Raw genomic sequence first — 3,660 nt, 5'->3', positions numbered from 1 at the left:
TAGTATAACACAGAGCTTGTGAATTTTCTATGGCTTTTTTAACCAATTTTGACGTATCAAAAATAAGTTAATATGCGCTGTCATCTAGTCATTAGAACAAGGCGGATACTAACAAGACAGTAAAAATATGCTATACTAGAGTAGAATTTAAGTGAGGGGATATTTAGATGACAAAACGTATTTTTTCTGGTGTACAACCAAGTGGAACACCAACAATCGGTAATTATGTTGGTGCTATGAAGCAATTTATCGAATTACAAAATGACTTTGAAGCCTATTACTGTGTCGTAAACCAACATGCCATTACAGTAGCGCAAGATCCTGAGGAGTTACGTAAAAACACACGTTCACTAGCTGCCTTGTATATTGCTTTAGGGATTGATCCGGAAAAAGCAACGATCTTTGTTCAAAGCCAAGTACCAGCCCATGCACAAGCTGCTTGGATTGTACAATGTAATACAGCCCTAGGAGAACTAGAGCGTATGACACAATTCAAAGATAAATCAGCTAAACAAGCATCTGTTTCAGCAGGTCTATTAACCTATCCACCATTAATGGTAGCAGACATCATTTTATACCAAACTGATTTAGTACCTGTTGGGGATGATCAAAAACAACATCTTGAGTTAACAAGAAACTTCGTTGAACGCTTCAACAACCGTTATACAGACAAGAAAGAAAGCCCAATTCTAACCATGCCAGAATTCTACGCACCTAAAGAAGGTGGCCGTATTATGAGCTTGCAAGAACCAACCAAGAAAATGAGTAAATCTGACGAAAACAAAAAGTCATTCGTATCATTATTGGATGATCCAAAAATAATTACCAAGAAAATTAAATCTGCAATGACAGATTCTTCTGGTGAAATTTCTTACGATAAAGAAAACAAAGCCGGCGTTTCCAACTTGCTTACGATTTATTCTTCATTCGCCAACCGCCCAATTGAGGACATCGTTGCTGAGTACCAAGGTGCTGGTTACGGTAAATTCAAACAAGACTTAGCGGATGTCGTGATTTCTGTCCTTGAACCAATGCAAGAGCGTCATGCAAAATTGATGGCTTCCTCTGAATTAGATGACATCTTAGCGGATGGTGCCAAGAAAGCCAATGAAGTAGCCAATGAAACACTGGCTGCCATGGAAAAAGCAATCGGATTTAGATAAGCCGACGAAGCTAATCAATTTTACCGATTCAATTAAACAACTCTCATAGTGTGGTGTTAGCGAACCAAGTTGGCTAGCGCCACGCTTTTTTGTGAAAATTGCCCGGAACAGTTTATTTTGGAAAATAGTTTAAAAAGTATATAAATCCTTATAAAACTTGCTAATATATCATGATAGCGCACTAATTTTTGACGTGGGGGATTAGCATTGGTGAATGAAACAAAGATACATTGAATTGTATTAGTGGTGACAGCCATGATGTTTGCTGATGCTTGTGGGACTGTCCATAATGTGATTGGTGTCCCTGCCCTCTTTGTACCAAGGTTACGCCAAGTGTGTCTTGACATCCTATTATCATTATCGGTAGTCTGCTGGCCTTTATATTTGGGGGCATCTTTTCTTTAGGGGCAGTCGACATGCCATTATTACCCAATGAAATATGTGGTCGCCAACATTTTGCCAAAGTCTTTCCAATGATTGGTTTTATTTCAAATGTTGGAATTGCCTTGGCCAATACCCTAGTAGGCTATGTTTTCGACCTCGCCGGGTCTAATTCATTAGCTTTTATCATAGGTATTATCTTCCAAATCTTTGACTAAGCGCTCTTATTCATTGGCGTGAAGAGTGGACTAAACCGCAAACTAGCCTCTGAACAAGCAAGTTAAATAACCGCTCATTTTTCGCCAAGTAAGGACCACAGCTTGCTTGGTTTTTTAAATGATTTAACTTTTTTGAAAAATAGTCTGACGCTTTTGAATATTTACGGCGTATATAATTAAGTGATAGGGGGATAAAGGATGAAATTCGCACAGAAAGAAGACGAATCATTTGTCTTTGCAGTAGATCTGATTGACGAACACGGTAGAAAAATACCGATAACAGAAAGCTATTATTGCAGCCAATGTAAGGGGGCTGTTTATTTAAAGAAGGGGAAAGATACGAGACCTCATTTTGCCCACTATGCTAAAGCAATCAAAGACCACAATAAGGTGAATGAATCTGATATCCATTTTGACCAAAAGACGATTATTCACGGCCATTTAAAGGCGGTTGATTTAGAAGGTTATATAGAGCATGCAATTAAAAATCAAGTGAGGCGGGCCGATATTTTTGTGCCCAAGCAAGTCAAGGTTAGTAATAACCTAGCCATCGAATTACAGTATGCCCCAATTTCTGCTGAAGATGTCTTCAAACGCCAAGCGGATTATCAGGATGTAGATTGTCGTGTTCTATGGTTATTAGGCTACCAATCTACTTATCATAGCATTTTTGATAACAACCACAAAGGACCCACTTCTAAGACTTTGAATGCCGTCCGTCCCTTTTTACGGTATGATTACGAGTTTGGTTTTTATCTGCCTTTTTGGCATGAGGCCTCAGGTAAAGTAGTTTTATTGACACTCAACCTATACGGTCAAGGGCAAAAGCAAATTCAGATGTCAATTGAACGCTATATCAACTACTTCAATGACCATTTCACCTATGAAAAGGGGGACTTTTTGACCAGTTTATTATTTGGCAAAGACCACCCCATAATTAGTCCAGCCCCAAAAGATTTAGCCAAGTTTATTAAGAAAGTTCTTGTTAGTCCAACAGTTAATCAACAAAAAATTCTAGAAATCATTTACCAACGCCAAGTTTACTTACAAGAAGCGCCAGCGGATTTATATACCTACCAGGCAACCGCAATGTTTTCAAAAGTGGCTGACTGGGCCATTATTCTAGCTTATGTAGCCATTTATCAAAAGAATGATCCAGAATTTGAGCGGACGCATTTTGCCCAATTCGCCAATGTATTATTCGATAATCAGCTTGTCATTGACCATCCATTGTTTACCAAAGAAATCATTATTTCATGGCTGATGTGGCTATATGCTAACTACGAAAATAGTTAGCTTATTAATGTAGAAACCAACCTTCATGTGTTAAAATGAAAATACTATTAAAAAAATGGAGGTATATTATGGCAAAAATTTTTGAAGTAAAACCTAGAAATGAAGTAGATAGTGCGTTTCAATGGGACTTAACCAGTATCTTCCTAGAGGATCAAGCTTTTGAGAATGCCTTAAGTGGATTCCCAGCAAAAGCGGAGGCTTTTCAAGGCTATAAAGGCACGTTAGACCAAGGTGCTGACCAAGTGGTAACCGTATTAGAGGCGTTATTAGCGATGAGCCGTGAATTGGAAACCCTTTATGTTTATGCACATTTAAAACATGACCAAGATACAGGAGACAACAAGTACCTAACTTACAACAGTCAAGCTGGCGCCTTACTTGCTCAAGTGAGTGAAAAGATCTCTTGGTTTGAGCCAGAAGTATTAACAGTATCTGAAGATGTACAAAAAACATTGGAAGACCACGCTGAATATGGTCACTTCTTCCGTGAGTTATTTGCGAAGAAAGCGCATGTCTTATCACCAAATGAAGAGGCTTTACTTGCTGGTGCAAGCGAAATCTTTGCTGGCTCTTCAACAACTTTCTCACTTTTAAACAACGCC

The 3,660-nt window shown here is 38.6% G+C and carries 3 protein-coding genes and 1 pseudogene; all 4 read left to right on the top strand.

Translation table 11 applies throughout. From position 1 onward, the window contains the following. Positions 1-167 precede the first annotated feature (167 nt). On the top strand, positions 168-1,163 hold the full coding sequence (gene trpS, locus ACRCJ0_RS10590; RefSeq protein ID WP_419970741.1) for a tryptophan--tRNA ligase: 996 nt from the start codon (positions 168-170) through the stop codon (positions 1,161-1,163). 416 nt (positions 1,164-1,579) lie between these two features. Beyond that, the gene (locus tag ACRCJ0_RS10585) at positions 1,580-1,762 is read left to right on the top strand and encodes a hypothetical protein (protein ID WP_419970742.1); all 183 of its coding nucleotides are present in this window, start codon (positions 1,580-1,582) and stop codon (positions 1,760-1,762) included. Between the two features lie 198 nt (positions 1,763-1,960). Continuing rightward, entirely contained in the window at positions 1,961-3,058 is a 1,098-nt protein-coding gene (locus ACRCJ0_RS10580; RefSeq protein WP_431387247.1) for a competence protein CoiA, read from the top strand. Positions 3,059-3,126: 68 nt separating this feature from the next. Beyond that, a pseudogene (locus ACRCJ0_RS10575) lies at positions 3,127-3,660 on the top strand (oligoendopeptidase F); the annotation flags it as partial.

This window comes from Aerococcus sp. L_32, from assembly GCF_050689315.1.
This window is presented reverse-complemented; position numbering and strand designations above follow the sequence as displayed.

Excerpts from the sequence above, each read along its gene's own strand:
- trpS (WP_419970741.1), top strand. The coding sequence starts at position 168 with ATGACAAAACGTATTTTTTCTGGTGTACAACCAAGTGGAACACCAACA.
- ACRCJ0_RS10585 (WP_419970742.1), top strand. The coding sequence starts at position 1,580 with ATGCCATTATTACCCAATGAAATATGTGGTCGCCAACATTTTGCCAAA.
- ACRCJ0_RS10580 (WP_431387247.1), top strand. The coding sequence starts at position 1,961 with ATGAAATTCGCACAGAAAGAAGACGAATCATTTGTCTTTGCAGTAGAT.